The 18467-nt window shown below is 48.6% G+C and carries 11 protein-coding genes and 1 pseudogene; all 12 read right to left on the minus strand.

Going from position 1 to position 18467, the window contains the following annotated elements:
• Positions 1–307: pseudogene (locus IDH45_RS01520) on the minus strand (IS200/IS605 family element RNA-guided endonuclease TnpB); the annotation flags it as partial.
• A 307-nt stretch (positions 308–614) separates the two neighbouring features.
• Positions 615–1196, minus strand: a complete 582-nt coding sequence (locus IDH45_RS01525; RefSeq protein WP_190924009.1) for a TetR/AcrR family transcriptional regulator — start codon at positions 1194–1196, stop codon at positions 615–617.
• A gap of 45 nt (positions 1197–1241) precedes the next feature.
• A complete protein-coding gene (locus tag IDH45_RS01530; RefSeq protein WP_190924011.1) occupies positions 1242–2513 on the minus strand; it encodes a phytoene desaturase family protein in 1272 nt (423 codons plus the stop codon).
• Between the two features lie 310 nt (positions 2514–2823).
• Complete coding sequence (locus IDH45_RS01535) at positions 2824–5625, minus strand: S-layer homology domain-containing protein (protein WP_190924013.1); 2802 nt, start codon at positions 5623–5625, stop codon at positions 2824–2826.
• A gap of 300 nt (positions 5626–5925) precedes the next feature.
• Positions 5926–7500 carry an ABC-F family ATP-binding cassette domain-containing protein gene (locus tag IDH45_RS01540; protein ID WP_190924015.1) on the minus strand — a complete coding sequence of 525 codons (1575 nt, stop codon included), beginning with the start codon at positions 7498–7500 and terminating at the stop codon, positions 5926–5928.
• A gap of 127 nt (positions 7501–7627) precedes the next feature.
• Complete coding sequence (locus IDH45_RS01545) at positions 7628–9367, minus strand: ABC-F family ATP-binding cassette domain-containing protein (protein WP_190924017.1); 1740 nt, start codon at positions 9365–9367, stop codon at positions 7628–7630.
• 355 nt (positions 9368–9722) lie between these two features.
• Positions 9723–10994, minus strand: a complete 1272-nt coding sequence (locus tag IDH45_RS01550; RefSeq protein ID WP_190924019.1) for a DEAD/DEAH box helicase — start codon at positions 10992–10994, stop codon at positions 9723–9725.
• Positions 10995–11497: 503 nt separating this feature from the next.
• Complete coding sequence (locus IDH45_RS01555; protein WP_190924021.1) at positions 11498–11860, minus strand: hypothetical protein; 363 nt, start codon at positions 11858–11860, stop codon at positions 11498–11500.
• Positions 11857–12009 (minus strand): hypothetical protein, encoded by a 153-nt coding sequence (locus IDH45_RS01560; RefSeq protein WP_190924023.1) that lies wholly within the window; start codon positions 12007–12009, stop codon positions 11857–11859. Before IDH45_RS01560 ends, IDH45_RS01555 begins: the two co-directional genes overlap by 4 nt.
• A gap of 133 nt (positions 12010–12142) precedes the next feature.
• Positions 12143–16636 carry an S-layer homology domain-containing protein gene (locus IDH45_RS01565; RefSeq protein ID WP_317891121.1) on the minus strand — a complete coding sequence of 1498 codons (4494 nt, stop codon included), beginning with the start codon at positions 16634–16636 and terminating at the stop codon, positions 12143–12145.
• 413 nt (positions 16637–17049) lie between these two features.
• Positions 17050–17472, minus strand: a complete 423-nt coding sequence (locus IDH45_RS01570) for a DoxX family protein (RefSeq protein WP_190924123.1) — start codon at positions 17470–17472, stop codon at positions 17050–17052.
• A 278-nt stretch (positions 17473–17750) separates the two neighbouring features.
• Complete coding sequence (locus tag IDH45_RS01575; RefSeq protein WP_190924027.1) at positions 17751–18467, minus strand: response regulator transcription factor; 717 nt, start codon at positions 18465–18467, stop codon at positions 17751–17753.

The raw sequence follows: 18467 nt of genomic DNA on the forward strand, positions 1-18467 counted from the left end.
TTTTCAAGCCAACATCGATGCCAACTTCTTTGCCTGTTTTGGGCAACTCATGGATGCTCGCTTCTGCAAGCACGGATACAAAGTATTTCCCGCTTGGCTTGCGGGTAATCGTAGCGTTCAGGATTCTCCCTTCAACTTCACGGCTTTTAGCCAATTTCACAAGTCCAAGTTTAGGCAACTTGATCTGATTGTCTACAATTTCAATATTTCCATTCGTGTAGTTTGTCTGATAAGACTGTACAGGATTCTTTTTACTCTTAAACTTTGGCGCACCGTTTTGTTTTTTAGGGATTGTTGTAATAGTCACCTAAACATGTATCGGATAGTTTACGCGGGCATAAGCCACGCCCTATCCGATGTTTTCTAACTCATGACTGAAGTCACGAGTTTGCGAAAACTATGTATCAATGCCCTTCCAGGCATCGTCACCGCCGTTGGTTCGAAGGTAACTACATATGTCCAAAACCATGCCAAGATTGTTTATCCCATGATGAGCTATCCAAGGCATTCCGCCATGTCGAGCAGGGTCACAAAACCGGTTCGTTACTCTTCCATCCCTGATTGATTCCCTATAGTTACCGTTTTGGCGGATATTCGTCACCTTATCGGCTGCATCATGAAAACAATAACCTCGAGACCATATCTTTCATCGTTCTTTTCCGAATGGAGATAACCTCTTCTTCGGAGATATCCCCGTAAAACTTTCGTATCGCCTTATGATGAGAGAAATAAAAGTAAACGGCTCCTAGCAAACTTACGATGAAATCTTCAGGATGATCGACCTTCCTGCATTCGCCGTTCTGAACGCCTAATAAATACATACTCATCACCCGCTCGAAAAAGATGTTCTGGTGATGCAGATTATTAAAAATGTCTCGACTATGCTTGACACACTGGTCCATGATTTTTACGAAAAACGGATTCTCATGAAGAAAATGCATAAAATGCTCCATGATTTGAAGCAAATTATCGCGTACGGATGTGCCTGTAGGCGTGATTGAGACGGACGCCGCTTTTTCGAATAAATCGTTAATAACCGCCGTATATAACTCTTCCTTGCTTTTGAAATGGTAATAAATTAATGCCTTATTGACACCAGCGCTTTTGGCAATGTAATCGATCCTGGATCCATCGTAACCTTTCTCTGCAAATTCCTGTAAAGAGGTTTGCAGTATTTTCTCTCTCCCATGACTCATAATCGATTCCTCCATCTAAAGCTCAATAATCCTGATTTTTTAGGTTTACGATAACATATCTGCAACTTTCTTCGCACTATCATAGCAGGGCATACCCAGCGCTCCGCACCCTTCAGTCGAATCTCCAACCAAGTACAACCCCTGTACCGACCGGCTTTGCAGCGGCAGCAGTTTTGCATTCGTTCTCCTGGCTATTCCGTTCACCATCGCTCTGTGAATGATCCGTTTGCCTACCACATATTTTTCCCATCCCGGGTATACTTTATGGAGCAAATTTTCAACTGCACTTTGAGAACCCTGAGCATGGCTATCGTCCAATTGCTCCTGTTCGCTCAAAAATTTCAGACCGTTGATCAACTGTCCGCCTGTAGAAACAGAAGAAGGATTATTTATGCTGTAGTCGTTCAAGTATAGACTTCCATCCAAATCCAACAAATTGCTGACATCGCCGCGCATCTTTTTGGAAAGCATAAGATCATAGACAAACACATACTGTGCCGGTTGATTTAAATAACCGCCGAACTCGTCTGCAAGGTAAGGATTACCTAGAAGCTTGCCTAACTCTTTCGGCGGAGCATTCAACACCACTTCATCGAATTCGTACTGTTCACCCTCACATACTACGCCTTTAACCTTGCCTGCTTCAATGATAACATCCGAGACTTGTTTGCCGCAAAGAATGCTGCCCCCATGATTCGTTATCACTTTTTGCAATTCATTCAGGAGTATGTCATATCCCATATAGCTTACAGGCTCATTCTTCTCATATCCTCTCGATGTAAGTTCGACGAAATGGTTCATGGAATACAAATCGAGAGCACCGTCGTAGACGGACAACGCTGCATATGCGGTAAGAACCTTAGCGATATCTGGGTTGCTGACGTTTTCTCGAATCCATTGTCCTACGGACATTGCATGTGAGAAGTCTGGGGCTTGCTTCACCATTTGATAGAATTGCTTCAAACACAGTATATGATTGAAAAAACCCGAAACCGCAGGAGATGTAAGCGCCCCGAAGCCGAGCGGGGTGGAGATCACCTTACCATCCTTAAATAGTTTGAATTTGGATAGGCTCGCCTTCTTATACACCATCGGCAGCTCAAGCTCGCGAATAATGGAACGCATCGGCTCCTGTTTAGGCGCAAGGACTGCATGGGCACCGTAGCTCATTGTAAAACCATTTTTAGAAATCACATGGCTCCTTCCACCCTGAATCGGCGAACGCTCCATAATAACGACCCGGTTCCCTCTCTTCGCCAATAAAGCAGCTGTTACTAAGCCACCTAAACCGGCTCCCACAATAACAACTTTTTTCATATCTCCAACCCCCTTAAAAATTAGACTAACCATTTAGTTTAATTTTACTATATCATACATCCGGGGGCAATAGTTTAAGGGACATTTTTCAACCATGACTACAAATAAAACGAAAGTTGCCATCTATGCACGTGTGAATACAGAACAGGAGAACTCAGCCTATGAGCTCATCGTTTTCTACCTTCATCGGCGACACTTTGGCGATCTGGCGAGAGGAGTAGAGGCGTTGTGTATAGGCATAGATCATAAAATAAAAGAACCGTCCCTGGGTCATATTCATGACTTTTGGAACAGTTCCTTCATTGACTCCTTATTTCATTTCCGCCTGCGTATGCCACAAACGCAATAGCAACGTAGTCGCTTCCGCCCTTGTGGCTGTATCCATTGGGCTGAACCGACTACCTTCACGCCCGTTCACAAGATTTCTCTGAACAGCGCCATGAACGTATCCTCTAGCCCAATCCGGAATATCCGCATCATCTGCAAAGGAGGTTCCTCCCTGCGCGATCTCCCACTTCATTGCCCTTGCCATCATGACAACCATCTCTGATCGGCTTACCCTGTGCATCGGGCGAAGTGTACGGTCCGAATAACCCTGCAATACGCCGTTCTCTACTGCCGTGCCAATCACACCGGTCGCCCAAGCAGGAATTTGATCCTGATCGGTGAAGGGGAGCTCGCTCCCGGCGGGCCCTGAATTGATGCCTAATGTACGTAACAGCATGGCCACAAATTCGACTCGGGTAATATTCGCTTGAGGTTGGAACGTCGTCTCGGACTGGCCTTCGACAATCCCTATCTCGAAGGCTTCACAAATGGAACTCTCTGCCCAATGACCCTTAATATCCCGAAATGTACAGGCGGGAATTTCTGCTTCTGGTTCCACGGGCTTTGTCAAACGATGAATTGTCAGGTTGTATGTCTTGAGGACGCCGCTCTCCGCTCTAACCTTGAATTCAAGCTCATTGTCTCCCTCATCAAGCGCAACTGTTATTTCTCCAACGTGATTGGCCTGATTTAAGGTTACAGTAGCTTTCGCATCGGATGGAATCGCTTCGATCGTTACCTCGTCCGCCGTCGTTTTCACTTCATAATGGGTTGTGCCCGCCGCGAACTCTGGCGTTAATGCCAGTTCGTCTTCCTCAGCCTTCACGGTAAGCTTTGCGAGATTCGCGTTGTCTGAAGGCTGATGACTATCTCCGCCTCCGCCCGAACTCCGCGCAATGACCTGTACCGTACGCGTTACCGGCACCGCAGCATTTCCCGCACGATCTGTCGCATCATATTGCAAGGTATAAGTGCCTGGAACCTGATGGTCTACGCTGCCCGTGATTGTGACCCGAATGTCTTCTTCCGCATCTGTTGAGGTCACACCAGGATCAACGAAGGATGTTCCTGCTGTGAGGGTGACCGACGCATCTCCCGACAGCGTGATGACAGGAGGCACCGTATCCACCGTGAACGCATGCTCCACCGATAAGCGGACTGGATTCCCGGTTGAATCGATTACACCAGCACTTACTGTATGCAAGCCATCTGCAAGTCCGCCAGGCGGCGTCCATGACCAGCCCCCATCATCCGCTACCGTTACCGTTGCCGCTTTGCTTCCATCCAGATTAATGACCACCGTTACGCCTTCATCCGCCGAACCACGGATCACCGGTGAGCGGTTATTCGTGTATTCACCGTTCATTGGTGTCATAAGCGCAGGTACAGCCGGCTGCTTCCAATCTGCATATAAAAGAATATTACTGCTCAATACGATCGTATCATGAGCACTATAAGCATCCCCGCTGCCATCTGCCGCTGTATTCCATCCATTAAATCGATAGCCCGCTCTCGTCCAATCGTGGCTTTTGTCCTGAACTTCCACTAACGATCCAGGCAAGTAGGACTGGCTGCTTAACTGTTCACTACCCCCATCCGTACCGTTCCCGACATAAGTTACAAAGGCTTGAATTGCCCTTATATAAGGGTATCCATCATGGTGTGGAGCTTGCATATCCCAAACCGTATCAAAGTCCCACGGGTAGTTCAGCATGTCCTTCATTTCATCAGAAGTTAGACCTTGCCCGCTACCACCTGACTGCCCTGTCGTATCCCTATTATAGAAGCTGCTGTTCACAGATCCACTACCGCTAATACCAACTAAGCCGCCTACGAGATAATCCCCTGTTACTCGCCCAATCGCATAACTATTTTCAATATCTCCATCGCTATTATCCCCTATTAGTCCCCCAACCGAGTCGCTTTGAAATCCAGATTCACATGAGCCGGTCACCGTTCCAGTTGCAAAACTGTTGGAAATGAGCGAGTTGCCGCCATTATCTCCTACGAAACCGCCGACATCTTCACAGCCTGCTACGTTACCAGTTGCATAGCTGTAAGAGATATTCGTATTCTCTTGTTTACCGATAAACCCACCAACATCAACCGGGCTGCTAACATCAACCGCAGCATAACTGTAGGATACAACCCCATTATCCATTCGTCCGCTTAAGCCGCCCACATCATTTGTACCAATTACAATGCCGGTCGCATAACTGTTCGATATATTTGAATCTTTACTTGCCCCCGTCAGGCCGCCTACAAAATTTTGACCGTACACGCTCCCTGTAACCCCAACGTTATGAATGGTCGTGCTATTCCTACCAGCCAATATCCCTACATAATCAAGGCCCCTTACTCCAACTGCATTTATGGTGAGATTTTGTATAAAACTGTTTGTCCCTCCTACAACACTGAATAGTCCCACAGGCTGACCAGAAGAAGGGGCATTGATGACCAAATTGGTAATTTTAAAATTTCGGCCATCTAAACTCCCTGTGAATGGCGTTGTCTGATTGCCAATCGGCTCCCATGGATGATCTGCATCGAACGTACTCATATCAATATCCTTATTCAAAATAAAGTGACTACCCAAATAATCCCTCACATGATTTAGTTGATCTGCCGATTCGATCTGAAAAGGGTTGCCTGTTGTGCCGTTTCCTCCTGCAAAGCCGCTTGCCGCGTAAACAGTCCCCCCAGTTACAATCAACCCTGGGTAAGAACCAACCAATAACACAAACATAAGAAAAGCCATCATAAATCGCTTTTGCATAACGTTCATTGTGCTACCCCCTAGTCGCAAATAAATTTGTAGTTTTCCCCTACGTACATCCACTCCATGATTTTCCACCCCATATCATAACATTGACCTATGAAAGAACTATGAAAGATTCTAAGTCTCAGCGATTACAGCTGAACCCAACACATTAAAGAGCCAGGCATTCCCCTAAGGTAAATGTCCTGGCTCCTTATCGTTGCATCTCGCATTACTGCTTGCTACCGTCTAACATCGAAGCTCCAAGACAAAAAAGCCGTTATTCCCGTTAAACTCCGTTGTGGCTATTATGGCGGGGCTTCTCTCTTACAAGCTCTGTTCGGTCACTCCCGTTACCGGATCGAAGATCAGCATTTTGGTCCCGATCTTATCAATGAAGAATCGATCATGGCTTACCGTTATGACCGCGCCGGGAAAATGGATCAGAGCTTGCTCCATAACCTGTATGCTCGTGAGATCCAGATGGTTGGTCGGCTCGTCCAAGATAATCACAGCTGCGCCCGAGAGAAGACACTTCGCCAGCGCCACCCGGGCTTTCTGCCCGCCGGACAGATGGCCGATCGCCTTGCTCAGATCCGCCTCCGAGAATTGCAGCATAGCCAGGAATTTGTTCACCTTTTTGCGTGGAGCGTCCAGCCCCAATCCATACGTATTCACCGCGTGGCTGACGGTATCCTTAGGATCGAGTTCCTCCCACATCCGGTTGAAGTAGGCGTAGCTGACTCCCTTCTCCCAGACAACCTCCCCGGAATCCGGCTTCTCCTGCCCGGTAAGCGCCTTAATGAGCGTGGACTTCCCGCTTCCGTTCGGTCCCACGATGACCAAGCGATCTTCCTTCTGAATATCGAAGCTTACGTTCTCGAAGATCTGTCTGCCCTCGTAGGTCTGCCCGATCGCCTTCACTTCGCATAGCTTGTCGGGAAAGCGCAACCTCTCGTAGATGTCGGTAATCAGCACGTTAACGGGATGAGGCTCTACCCGCTTCTTGTTATCCGCCAGCTTCCGCGAGAGACGGTCTTTCGAACCGGACTTCCGGCTCGCGCGATCGTCGATCGCCTCGGATTCCATGAGCAGCAGCTCTTCCTCCCACTCGAACTGGCGGTCCAGCTCCTTCTTGCGCATCTTCTTCTTACGGACGTAATCGGTGTAGTTGCCTTCGTATTCCTGGAAATGATAGTTCTCGATCTCGATCGTGCGCGTGACGACCTTGTCGATGAATTGCCGGTCATGCGACACCAGAATCAGGGCTCCCTTGAATCGGTACAACCACTGTTCCAGCCATGCGATCCCTTCCATATCCAAGTAATTCGTAGGCTCGTCGAGCAGAACGACGTCGGGCAGCTCGATTAGCATCTTCGCGAGCGCCGCGCGGTTACGCCATCCCCCGGACAACTCATCGATGGGCTGATGGCGAGATCTGTCATTGAACCCTAGCTTCGTAAGCACCGTATTGATCTCGACGGACACGTTCCAGCCATCGAGATGATCCATCTGTTCGAATAACTCCGCTTGCCTTGCTAGCAGCGCATTCATCTCACTATCGTCGGTCACCGCACCAAGCTTATCTCCGACTTCCTGTAACTCTTGTTCAATAAGGGCAACCTGCTTAAAGCATGCTTCCAGTTCTTGTTGAACGGACAAGCTTCCGCTGAGCTCCGAGAACTGAGAGAAATACCCGATTCTCACCTGAGGATCTATTTCCACTTTACCGGACGTCGGCTCTTCCTTGCCCATGATGAGCTTAAATACCGTCGACTTGCCGGCGCCGTTCCGTCCGATGAGGCCAATACGTTCCCCTTGCATAACTCGAAAATAAATGTCGCGAAAGATCATGGACTCTTCATACTTCTTCGTGACGTTCTCCAACCGTATTACGCTCATGGCTATCACCTTTCTCGCTCCAACACTCTGAAGTAATTATACCACCCTGGCCTCGCAGATACTTCCTCCCCCGTAACCAAAAGACACTGAGGTTCTATTCCTCAGTGTCTCTTTAGAAGGTTGTAATCTAAAGTAATTTAATCAGCTTTTCTAGCTCATCAACAAATCCTTTTGCAAGTTCAAAATCAGTATCTTTTAAAGCCAATTGTATTTTCATTTCAACTGCCTTTTTCTTTTGTTCCATTTCTAAATAGTCTTTATCAAAATGACTAGCATAAACCATCTGTCTAAATTTTCGCATACTCATTTTTCTGATCGTCTTATCCTCAATGATTAAAACATAATCCATACCGTTTACAACGGAATAGAAATCATGGGAAATCATGAGAATCGCACCTTTATAGTCTTCAATGGCTTTTTCCAACGCAATTTGTGTATAGGTGTCTAAATGACTTGTCGGTTCATCAAGAAGCAATACGTTTGCTCTACTGGCAGAAACTATAGCCAATTGAAGGATGTTTTTTTCTCCGCCAGATAAAGATTTTATCTTCTGACTAACGATTTCTCCTTCAAAACCATAGTTTGAAAGATACAATCTGACCTCATCATACGTGTTAAATCCCGCATCAATGAATTCTTCTAATATTGTATTAGAATCATTTAACATTTCACCTTGAAGCTGAGATAAATAAGCCACTTTAGCGTCGGCATTTATTTCAATTGAATCATGATTATTGCTAAAGATTTCTCGAAGTAAAGTCGTTTTTCCGGTACCGTTTGGACCGATAATGGCCACTTTATCCGTCGTTTTGATCTCAAAGTTAACCTTGTCTAAAAGCAGCTCGTCAAAAGCAACACTATAATCATGGACCTTTACAACAATAGCGTCTTCCATTTCATTATCCATACCGAAACGGATATTCGGTTGCTTAATCTCAACGAAGGGCGCTTTAATTCTACGCGCTTCCAACCTCTCTTGGAAACTAACTCTAGCTTTTAACGCTCTACCTCTAGAGGCATCTGCATTATAAGTTGCAATAGTCCTTAGATTATTGATGATTTTCTCGTTTCTTTCACTCTCCTCCTGTTCGGCGAATGCGAGTTCTTGCAACTCGATTTTTGTCTGAAGTAAGGAGAAGTTATACTCCATATACCGCCCATCGAACTCTTGGATCTCCTTATTCTCAAGGTGTATAATTTTGTTAAAGCAATGATTCAATAAATATCGGTTGTGCGTAACAACCAGTAGCATTCCTTTGTAGGAATTAATCAGTTTTTTAAGCGCGTTTAGGTTTTCGAAGTCTAAAAATACATCCGGTTCGTCCATAATCATGAAGTCGGGACGATTAAGCATTTCCTTCATCACTTGAATAAGCTTGAATTCCCCGCCGCTCAGGTCGGATACCTTATGATCTCTTCGCTTCATGAGGTTTGCTAGATTTAGCTGCTTATGAATGTTGCTTTCAAAATCATCCCCGCCCATTGCATCAAATGCGTCTAAAGCGAATTGATACTTTTCCAATAACGGTTCTATATCCGATGAAGTTTCCATTTCCGTGCAAATCGATTGAATTTCATTTTGAATCTTTATACATCGTTCTCCTATATATTCAAACACTGTTTTTTCTTTAGTGTTGTCTAGTTCTGAGAACTGACTTACATATCCAATTGTGCAATCGGGGTCCATTTCTAATTTGCCATCGAAAAGATATCTTTCCGGGTCCATCAGTATATCAATCAATGTACTTTTCCCACTGCCGCTTGTTCCAATAAAAGCGCAATGTTGATCTTCTTCTAACGTAAATGAAATGTTGTTATATAGTTCTTTTTGCGGAAACGAGAAGGATAAGCGTTCAACTTTTATCATCGTATTACCCTTTCTTTATAACTGAAATAGTAAGTATTATCATTAGATGTTTGCAACATAAGTTTCAAGTTTGCCGTTGTTAGCGTAACACCGTTTACAACCAAACTCAATCCATTTGTATCCCCTCTGATTCCTGAATTCCCCTGCGCTCCATCGGTAGCGAAAGACCGTTCTCGATGAGATTTTTAAAAGCCTCCAAGTATCTTACATTTTTTCGGCTTCCATACCATTTTAACCACACCTTGCAAAAGAGATTTGTTCTAATACTACAATAGAAAGGCACCCGATTAGGTGCCTTCTCTGTGGTGAATAAATGTTGATGCGATGCTTAAATGCTCTAAAAACTTTGACCGGCTTACTTTCCAGCATTGGATCGCCGTCTGTGGCGGCGGCCAGCCTCGCCGCTATGTCCGCGAGCATCGCCCTTGGATGGCGCACTGTTGACTTTGACTCGGTCCACCGCGACAGCCGCCGGTTCCGGCTTCGTAATTGTCATTGGGTAAGGATGATCGGTAATAACTGGGATTCTCTGCTTCGTCAACTTCTCGATTTCCTTCAGATAAGGAATCTCCTCGTTCTCGCAGAACGAAATCGCGATCCCACTTAAGCCCGCACGCCCAGTACGGCCGATCCGATGTACGTAAGTCTCCGCTATATTTGGCAAATTAAAGTTAATAACGTGCGATAGTTCCTCAATGTCGATGCCTCGTGCCGCAATGTCTGTCGCCACCAGCAAGCGTGTCGCACCGCTTTTGAAGTTATTCAGCGCCTCTTGCCGGGCATTCTGGGACTTGTCGCCATGAATCGCTTGCGCAGTAATCTTCACTTTCGTCAAGCCTCGCACTATCCGGTCCGCACCGTGCTTCGTACGGGTGAACACGATAGCGCTCGCGATCGACTTATCCTGTAGCAGATCGATCAACAACGACAGTTTATTCGGCTTGTCCACATAATAGAGGAGCTGCTTAATCCGCTCCGCCGTTGAGGAAACAGGAGTAATCTCAATTTTCACCGGATTCTTCAGCAAAGTGTTAACCAAAGATGTGATCTCAGACGGCATAGTCGCAGAGAAGAATAACGTCTGCCGCTTGGAGGGTAGCTTGGCAATGATTCGCTTCATATCATGAATGAATCCCATATCAAGCATCCGATCGGCTTCGTCCAACACCAGAATCTGCACGTGACGCAGGTCAACGAACCCTTGGTTCATCAGGTCGATTAACCGTCCCGGTGTTGCAATCAGAATGTCCGTGCCTTGCTCCAACAACTGCTCCTGAGCCCTCTGCGTGACACCACCCACGATCACGCCGCAGCGCACATTCGTGAAACATCCGTAAGATTTGGCATTGTCGGAAATCTGAATAGCCAACTCACGCGTAGGCGTCAGGATCAGTGAGCGTATAACGCGCTTACCTTTCGGGCGACCCTGCTGTGTACTCAGCAGTTGGATGATCGGCAGCAAGAAGGCCGCTGTCTTGCCGGTCCCTGTCTGGGCGCAGCCAAATAAGTCACGGCCTGCCAGCACCGGGGGAATTGCCTGCTCTTGAATAGGCGTGGGCTGCGAATAATTTTCCTTAGCTATTGCTTTAATAATAGGGGGAATCAACTGCAATTGTTCAAACGTCATACGATCTCCTTCTTCAAGAACCAGTCTATACGCAGGTTTCTATACTAGTATTATACCCTAGAAAAGGAGTAGAACTGCACTTCCACTGAAATAGTGAAAACATTTGATAACCTGATCATCATTAGTGCCGATGCGATGGAGAAACACCCTAACTTGAAGTCGGGAAAAACCATCAGAGAAATTGTACATAATCCCTTTCTTATTCGCACTCAACAATAAGACGGCAGAGTGGGGGCGGTTTCGGCATTGGCCGAAAAAAAGGGATCGATTGGCCTAGCAAATAAATTCCGTCCGCATGTAGCTGGCAAAAAAATCGCCTTACTTATGATACGGTTCTACGTATCATAAGTAAGGCGAAATTTCTTGCGGCGCAACGTCCGGAGTCACATACATCAGCATAGGATGGGCGGTGAGGCGTTGGCGTTTGCAAAGCTATCCAATAAGAAGCACAACGTAGGCGGCGACTTGTCTTTACTTTGGCAATGACGTGAAACCCTATGCGATTACAGGAGTTTGGCTTTGGTGACGATCTGCAGGCGTCCATCGGCTGTTCGATTCTTTTCGGTCAACCGCTGCAGCGCGGGGATGGACAAGAAATACCGGTCCAGCAAAAGCAGCGCTCCGCCAAAGGTGCGAGCGGCGGCGAAGGCTTGATCGATCATTTGCACGACGTGGAAGAATTGGCGTTCCTCGGCGTCGTCTGCCCATCCGAAAATGGCTTTCACACCATCCTGCAGATTCATGAACAATGGCAGGCAGAACCACTTTTGTGGCGTGCCCGCCAGAATGCCGATGGCACCGAACAGATGACCGACAATGTACTCGCCCTTGGAGACATTTTCGGATTCCTGATGCAGCTTCTTCACGCCCGACTTATGCCGTCTTCCTTGACCTGTTTCACGCCGTCGCCGACGAGCACGACGCGTCCACCCACGTACAGGAGCGGAGCGAAACGGCGAACGACTTCCTGCCAGGCAACGATCTGCTCTCCTTTCTGGTTTAGGAACCGTATCATTGCTAAATCGAAATTCATGTGCCGCAACGGATGCAGATTTCGAATCACATGTGATGTCTGTTGCTTTATAAAGAAGATAGATCGTCCGGAAAATCACCTAACGGTCCATGCGTCTGAATGACACAGCAACTTTTTAGTCTATAAATTCCGTATAATGCAGAAATCGCTTCAGCACTGCCGTCGCTTGCGCCCGGGTTGCATGTTCGGAGGGCGTAAACGTGCCGTCGGGCATGCCATTGATGATACCTGCAGCCACAGCTTGTGCAACCGCATCTATGGCCCAGGTGGAGATCGATGTACGGTCAGTGAACTTTACCAGCGCTCCCCTATCTGCCACTACTTCCTTGCCTGCGAATGATAACGCTTTGGCAACCATCACGGCCATCTGCTCGCGAGTGATCCGCTCATTCGGCGCAAATCGGTCCGGCGATATGCCGCTCGCCAGTCCTGCGTTCACCGCTGCCTCGACGGCAGGCATGTACCACGCATTCGCCGCTACATCCGCGAAGTCAGAAGTTTGACCGTCAGGGTTCAGCGATAGTCCCAGCGCGCGAACGAGCAGCGCAGTAAACTCCGCCCGCGTAATATCCGCGTTGGGTGCAAACCGGCTGTCCGTTACGCCATGGACGATCAGCTTTGACGCCAGCAGTTCCACATCCGCCTTCGCCCAATGTCCGCTCAGGTCGTCGAACGTCCTGCCCTTCGATTCCAGGACAGCGTACATGCTGTTGTGCGGCACATTCATCACGATTTCCGGTGTACCATCCGAGCGGGTACCTGAATGCGAAGGAACGAACGTGAATGTCTTCGTCTCCCGATCATACAGTACGCCCGTCAGGTTACGATTCGCCGCGCCTTCCTCCGTCACGATCGCCCGCGCCATATAGGTCCCGCCGAAATCGCGGATCTCCACCGTTTGACCGTTCGCCTCTACCGTCACCTTGAAATCGATGACCGCACTCACCAGGTCAAACCTTTCCATAACGGCGAGCTGCCGGATCTGTGTCTCCGTTGCTTCGTCCGCACGCTCCAGAATGATGTTTACCTTCAGGTCTTTCCGTTCGACGCCGAGCTGTTCCGCCAAAGCAGCCAGATCAAGCACACGGATAGCAAGTTGGTAGCTGGCCCCGTTCAGTACCACCTCGATAATCGCCCCATTCGGGTACGACTCGGCGGCCGCAGCGATCGAAGTCGCGGGAAGCTGCACCAGAACGACCCGTTCGGAATCGTCCGCTTGGATCGTGAGGATTGTTTTCCCGACAGCCTCCAATCGATTCAACGCTTCATCCAGTGTCTCTTCATCGAGCGAGACTTGCTCGATCATGACGCCGTCCGGACGGGTTACTTTCTTAATCGTCACTGATCCAATCACAGTCGAGTCTACCAGCAAACTCGCCTTCCCCTCCGGTTCCGATTGATCGCCGCTTGATCCTCCAGAAGTTCCGGAGCTGCTCGCAGCGCGCGTCACAGCGACGAAATAGGTGTTCCGCTCCCCGTTCAGCGCCGTTACTTCGATCTCGATTGTATTCGCTCCCGTATGCAATACCAGCGGTTCGCTCGCCAGACCGCTTGTCACCGTTGATGGCGTTCCGCCGTTGATGCTTACGGTTATGATGTCCGTCGCGTCGAGGGTAACCGGCGTAATGGTGATGCTCCTCACGTTGTTCGCCACGCTTGCCTTATAGTCCATCGTTGAAGCGTCGAACACCGTATCCAGCGTACTCGCCGAAAGCGCAAGCCCGTTCAATTCCGCGGCAGACGCATCCAGTCTGAACCGCTCCGATACGGCGCCCACCGTATTGCCAAGCGCATCCTGCGCCCGGATGTGCAAGTACCAGTCTCCATCCACTCCGCTTATCGTCAGATCAGCCCCGCTCGCGAACGTCGCCCAGACGCCTGCCGGTGCAGTGTCGCTTTGCGACCAAGCAAATTCAAGAGAACCCGAATTTAAGCCGCTCTCCGTATCGATCACCGATACGAACGTCGATCCGCTAATGCTCCACGTTTCCTTGCCGTTCGTGCCAAAATCGATGATCGGATTGGCTTGATCGATCTTAATGGTCAGGGCATCCTCCAATTCGTTGCCCGCCTCATCTTGAATTTTGACCTTGATCGTGTGCGTCCCGGCTCCCGAAATGGCAAGCGGTTCCGTGTAATTGCTCCAGATGGCGCCATCGTCCAGCGAATAGGCTATTGATGTGACGGCAATCCCTTGCCGATGGGAGGCATAGACCTCCGCAGTCACGGTCTGGTTCGTCCAGTTTCCAGAAACGTACGGATCGCCGCCCTGAGTGCTGGCTGTAATCGTGACAACCAGACCGTTTCGGTTGATTTTCACCGTCCTGGTTACTTGCCCTATATTTCCTTCCTCATCGATCGCTTTAAAAGTCAGGATATAAATGCCTTCCTCGCTGTAGGTCAATGCCCCGGCAACCGGCTGCCAGGAAGCGCCCCCGTCTTCCGAGTATTCCAGCGAAGCCAGTCCGCTGCCGTCATCCGTCGCGTATACACTGACGGTCACAGTTTGATTCGTCCACGTATCGTTCGTGTAGGGCGATTCATCCGCTTCTTCCATATGAACGGTAGTCGCTGGAGCGATGCTATCCAACCACGCCGCATATAGGGTTACATTGCCCGCACCCATCGAAAATACGTCACCCGGCATGTAGCTCGTGCCGCTTCCGTCGGCTTCGGTGTTCCAGCCCGCAAACGTGTAGCCTGTCCTGCCCAGGCTGCCCGTGTTATCCGAAACCGCGACGCTGTCGTTCAGGACGTATGTCTCATTGTCTGTCGGTATGCTGCCGCCGTCATTGTCGTTGCCGTCATACGTGACGGTGTACTGCGACAACGCAAAGTTTGCGACCAGCGTCCGTTCTCCCGTCACTTCAAAACTGTAGTCTGCATCAGCAGACACTTCCGCACCGCTTTCCGTCCAATTCACAAAATGATAGCCTTCACTCGGGGAGGCAAGTATCGTGATTTCTTGACCAATGGCATACTCCCCTCCGCCTGTGACGGTCCCTTCTACTTCCGATGCTGAGGTTACGCCGACATCAACCAATACCCCAAAATGAGCATCAAGAGTAGCCCAAGTACCAGAACCCGTTAGTTCATAAGTAATCACACGCTCCCTGGATAATTCCACGCCCCTCTCCATTGCATTGTATATAAGCCATTTCACAAATCCATAACCGTCATTCGGAGTGGCCGTTATTGTAAGAGGATTACCGCCATAATATTGTATGACGGAATCGGCGCCGGTAGCTGTACCTGCACTAAAAGGTACAGCCCGGACATTAATAAATAAGATAGGCGACTCATAGGCTCCGGCTTCTAACCCTGTATTGATAAATCTTGGTTTCCCCTCCAAATCCGTAGTAACGTGAGACAGAATACCCCCTTCCAAATAGAAGCTTTCGTCTGCTCTGCTATCTGCAGGTGAAAAATCAATCAACCGATAATCTCCTTCAGTGGAAGGCGCGTCATCGGCATCCAATGGATTTACGAAAAGATTAACCGGTTCTACGATCGCATTTTCCGCATCCAAACAGGGTCCATAGAAAAAGGCAGCATTGATACTATGCTCGAATCTCACATCACCGTTATAATCCTCCGCAGAATCCCCTTTGTTCCCGCAGACGATACTGTTGTATAGGGTAACACTATCCGAAGCTTCACCAGCGAAAAAAATGCCGCCCGAATTATAATCCGATTTATTCCCGCTAATGGTTAGGTTTACAAGCGTTAAATCACTGCTATCCATATATATACCGCCTACACGCCGTGAATAATTCCCACTAATCAGTACGCCCGCAAGCGTGGAATGATCATCTCTCATGTACATTCCCCCGCCAAAACCAGTCGCAATGTTCCCCCTAATATCAAGATTAATCATTTCACTCTCGCCATATTGGCTATATAATCCTCCGCCGATATCGGCAACATTATCCACCATTCGAACATTGTATAAACGAGCATCACTCAGGTAATTAAACACGGCTCCGCCATAAATCGCGGCTCTGTTATTCTTAAAGGTTACCTTCCTGACTGTAGGATGATTATTATCGTTATACATGCCGCCGCCGCTAAAATGATAGTCAGGATCATTCGCATTTCCCCCGGAAATGGTCACCCCATCCAAAACCGCAGTCTCATCCAGGTTGCCTGTAAATGGATTGTCAGCATGATAAAAGACATGATACACATTGTCAGCCATAGACGCAGCATCACCTGCAACATCATCCTGATGGATATCGCCGCTCAGTACCGTTTCATTTCCTGCAAAATCGCGATCTTCCAAATCAAAAGTCGCAGGGTCCTCATCCCCGGCAAAGCCTCCGAAAATCTCAACGTTGTTTTTCATATGATAATGAGCTGTCCTCGCGTCTTCAGAACTCTCAATTAATCGCGTAGGCACATATGTACCGGATGCAATCCAGATCCGATCCCCCGCCACCGCATCTTCTATCGCGTCTTGCAATTGCGTGTAAGCATCTTCCCAACTTGTACCGTCACCTTCGCCCACGGCATCGCTCTTTACGTAAATTACCCCCGATGCAGCTGTGGCTTCTGATAAAAACAAGACTCCCCCCAACAGGGAAATGAGGAATACACCCACGCCAATCATTGCACCGGCCTTTTTACCGACTCTATCATACACCACTTTACACCCCTCTTCGTTGATAAATCATGACGTTCGTCTTCAGTTACTGCAAGTACGTTGTTATCCTATCACGTTCATGCATGGAGTTATCTTAAAGGATGATTAAAGGATTTCAACTTATATCCCTGAAATTTGCAATAAATCCGACTCACTTATAGAATCCAATATGGGAAAATGTAGCGCAATATTGCTTCCTTATCAAAGCAAAAACCCCTAAACCCAAAGGCCGTAGAGGTTAAAATTCAATCTATTCCACAAGCGCACTAACACTTCAAACTTCAATTTTTCGCCGTCACTTATGATAAGGTTCGGCATATCACTCTAACGGCGAATTTTTATCGCGAATAAAAGAGGGGTGGATTGCTCCAATGTTCCCCTTAGAGTCTGCGACTTTTTGGACGCAGTGCCCAGGAAGCGATGCCAAGCGCGGCATAGAAAAGCGGAAGGATCATATGGAATCCGCCATTGCCATAATCGTTTGCGAAAGCGTGGGATAAGGCCGCACCCGTCATTAGAAAAAAGATACCGCTGTAAGCCCATTCCTTAAGCCGGGGGAAGCCTGGTATAACGATCGCGATGACGCCAAGCAGCTTCCAAGCTCCGAGAATGTTCGTGATGTATAACGGGAAACCAATACCGGCCACCAAATCGATATTGCCGCCATATCGCATCAATTGCCCGATACCGCTTAACGCAATAGAGAATGCGAGAATGACGGTGACGGTCCAATAAGCGACCTTCCTTCCAATAGGGCTGGATTCAACCTTCGCGATTTTTTCATGACTTGTCATTGTGCTCATTTCCATTCCTCCTATGATCTCGTTCAATTCTTGCAACCGGAATCCACATGTCCCCGTATACCAAGCCGTCTCGCTGCCCCTGCCCCATCTCAATCGTTGTATTGGAGAGTGATATTCCTTTTCTGTTGCTGAGATCATCGTACCCCCTAATCATGTCAAAAAATGATACTGTTAAAGTGACAGCGGAGCGGATCGGCCGGTGCCCTTAATACGGTTGGACGTACCGTGAAAAATGGCAAAAAAAAAGTCCCCGCGAATCACGGCGACTACTTGCGCATTTACACCTTGAAGCGATATCCCGCGCCCCATACGGTCTCGATAAACTGATGCTGCGACGGGTCCTTCTGGATCTTGTCCCGGATCTTCCCTACATGGACCGTGACCGTGGCGGTATCGCCATAATTGTCGATTCCCCAGACCCGATCCAGCAGCGCCTCCTTGGAATAGACCCGATCCGGGTTTTCCGCGAGGAACAGCAGCAGGTCGAACTCCTTAGCCGTCATCGTAACCTCCGCCCCGCGGATCGTCACTCGTCTTGCATCGACCTGAATCGCAAGATCGCGAATGTTCAGCTCGCGAGACTTCCGGCCATGCGAAGAACCGGTGCCTGCCGCGACACCGGTCAATCGATCATACCGGTCGAGATGCGCCTTCACCCTCGCCACGAGCTCCGTCGGGCTGAACGGCTTCGTCACGTAATCGTCCGCCCCTAGGCCAAGGCCTCGGATCTTGTCGATATCCTCCTTGCGGGCGGATACCATGAGCACCGGAATGTATTTCGTCTCCCGAATCCGCCGCAATAGATCAAAGCCGTCCATGCCCGGCAGCATGACGTCAAGAATGATCAGATCGTATTCCCGCTCCAGCGCTTCCTCCAGCGCTTGCCGGCCATCAGCCCGAAGGGTGACCTCGTAGCCATTCACCTCGAGAAAATCCCGCTCCAGCTCGGCGATCGCTTGATCATCCTCCACGATTAACACTTTGCGCTTCGACAT

Source organism: Paenibacillus oceani (assembly GCF_014705615.1).
Taxonomy (GTDB): domain Bacteria; phylum Bacillota; class Bacilli; order Paenibacillales; family NBRC-103111; genus Paenibacillus_AB; species Paenibacillus_AB oceani.

Bases quoted from the DNA above. Each gene is read 5' to 3' on its own strand.
- IDH45_RS01525 (WP_190924009.1), bottom strand. From the start codon at position 1,196: ATGAGTCATGGGAGAGAGAAAATACTGCAAACCTCTTTACAGGAATTT.
- IDH45_RS01530 (WP_190924011.1), bottom strand. From the start codon at position 2,513: ATGAAAAAAGTTGTTATTGTGGGAGCCGGTTTAGGTGGCTTAGTAACA.
- IDH45_RS01535 (WP_190924013.1), bottom strand. From the start codon at position 5,625: ATGAACGTTATGCAAAAGCGATTTATGATGGCTTTTCTTATGTTTGTG.
- IDH45_RS01540 (WP_190924015.1), bottom strand. From the start codon at position 7,500: ATGAGCGTAATACGGTTGGAGAACGTCACGAAGAAGTATGAAGAGTCC.
- IDH45_RS01545 (WP_190924017.1), bottom strand. From the start codon at position 9,367: ATGATAAAAGTTGAACGCTTATCCTTCTCGTTTCCGCAAAAAGAACTA.
- IDH45_RS01550 (WP_190924019.1), bottom strand. From the start codon at position 10,994: ATGACGTTTGAACAATTGCAGTTGATTCCCCCTATTATTAAAGCAATA.
- IDH45_RS01560 (WP_190924023.1), bottom strand. From the start codon at position 12,009: ATGATACGGTTCCTAAACCAGAAAGGAGAGCAGATCGTTGCCTGGCAG.
- IDH45_RS01565 (WP_317891121.1), bottom strand. From the start codon at position 16,636: ATGATTGGCGTGGGTGTATTCCTCATTTCCCTGTTGGGGGGAGTCTTG.
- IDH45_RS01570 (WP_190924123.1), bottom strand. From the start codon at position 17,472: ATGAGCACAATGACAAGTCATGAAAAAATCGCGAAGGTTGAATCCAGC.
- IDH45_RS01575 (WP_190924027.1), bottom strand. From the start codon at position 18,467: ATGTCGAAGCGCAAAGTGTTAATCGTGGAGGATGATCAAGCGATCGCC.